This window comes from Inquilinus sp., assembly GCF_057815775.1.
The window spans coordinates 1-1,813 of the sequence record NZ_JBYRFX010000023.1 but is presented as its reverse complement, the minus strand read 5'-3'; the positions used below and the strand labels follow the sequence as shown (position 1 = coordinate 1,813).

Below are 1,813 nucleotides of genomic sequence, written 5' to 3'. Positions count from 1 at the left end.
TCCATGCCATCCCGGTCGAGCAGGGCCAGGATCTCGGCCCGGTCCTGGTCGAGATGCGGCGGCGCCCGCTCCAGCCGCACCGGCGTCGCCGACAGCTTCAGCGGGTTGCCCAGCACCCGGACCGGCGGGCCGTCGGGCCGGTCGAGCGTCACCACCATGTCCCGCGCCAGGGTGTGCGGGTCGGCCAGCACCTGGTCGATTCGCGCCACCGGGCCGGCCGGTACCTGTGCCGCGGTCAGTTGCTCGATCCAGGCCTCGGCCGGCTGCGTCAGCAACTCGGGCGCGATCTGCTCGTCGAGCATGTCGACATTCACCACGCGGTCGCGATTGCGCCGGAACCGATCGTCCTCGGCCAGCTCCGGCCGGCCGATCACGGCGGCGAAGCGGGCGAATTGTGCGTCGTTGCCGACGGCGACGACGATGTGGCCGTCGGCCGCCGCGAAGGTCTGGTACGGCGCGATGTTCGGGTGCCGGTTGCCCAGGCGCCGCGGAGTCCGCCCCGACACCAGATGGTTGGTGGCGGCGTTGATCAGCCAGGACACCTGCGTGTCGTACAGCGACAGGTCGATGTACTGGCCTTCGCCGGCGCGGTCGCGGTGCCGCAGCGCCGCCAGGATGCCGACCGTCGCATACATGCCGCACATCACGTCGGCAATGCCGACGCCGACCTTCATCGGCGCGCCGCCCCTGGCCTCGGTGTCGCCGGTGATGCTCATGATCCCGCCCATGGCTTGGACCAGGAAGTCGTAGCCGATGCGGTCGGCATAGGGCCCGGTCTGGCCGAAGCCGGAAATGGCGCACCAGACGATGCCGGGCTTGACCGCCCGTAGCGCGGCGTAATCCAGGCCGTGGCGGGCGAGGTCGCCGGGCTTGTAGTTCTCGACCACGACATCCGAGATCGCGACCAGCCGGCGGACCAGAGCAGCCCCCTCCGCCGTGGCCAGATCGATGGCGATCGACCGCTTGTTGCGGTTGGCGCACAGGAAATAGGCGCTGATGTCGCTGTCCTCGCCATCCGGCCCGGGCACGAAGGGCGGGCCCCAGCCGCGGGTGTCGTCACCCGATCCCGGCCGCTCGACCTTGATGACGTCGGCGCCGAGATCCGCCAGCAGCTGCGTCGCCGTCGGCCCCGCCAGGATCCGCGACAGGTCGAGGATGCGCAGGCCGTCCAGGCTGCCGGGGGTCACCACGATGCCACCGCTGCAATCTGTGCCTTCGCCGGCATCGCCTTGAACCAAGCGACGAGATAGGCGGCGGCGATCAGCACGCCGAAGCCGGCCAGGTTGGCGGCGGCGGTGGCGACCGGGTCGCGGCCGGTGTGGTCCAGCACCATGCCCAGCACCTGGGCGGTGACCATGCCGGTGACGAACACCGCCAGCGTCTGCTGCCCGACCTTGGAGATGATGGCGACGGCAGGCCCCTTCAGCCGCCGGTCGCCGGCCCCGACCAGCTGGACCGCGAGATAGGCGAGGGCCCCGAAATGCACCAGGCGCAGGATGCCGAAATGGGTCTTGTCGGTCAGCGGCATCAGGGTCTCGGCCCAGCCGCCGAAGAACGGCGACGCCTCGATGATGCGGTAATAGGCGAAGGGCACCGTCGCCAGCACGAAAAGGATGGCGAGGGCGGTCAGCACCCGGCTGGCGCCCGGCGCCGGCAGCGTGCCGCGCATCAGGAAGAAGCCGAGATAGAACAGCAACTGCCAGCCGAACGGGTCGAAGAACCAGGGGCGGTCCGAGAACGGTTCGGCCGGCAGGTCCAGCGCATGCGCCTGGGTCAGGCCCCAGATCGCCGCCATCAGCACGAAGGGCAGGGC

General features: G+C 70.5%; 2 protein-coding genes. Both read right to left on the bottom strand.

Annotation, left to right across the window (positions count from 1 at the left end):
* On the bottom strand, positions 1-1,187 hold a 1,187-nt coding region (locus AC3XYG_RS00930), incomplete at its 3' end, for a CaiB/BaiF CoA transferase family protein (protein WP_489137934.1).
* Positions 1,184-1,813: OpgC domain-containing protein (gene opgC / locus AC3XYG_RS00925; protein ID WP_489137933.1), on the bottom strand; the 630-nt coding region annotated here is incomplete at its 5' end. The genes opgC and AC3XYG_RS00930, both read right to left, overlap by 4 nt.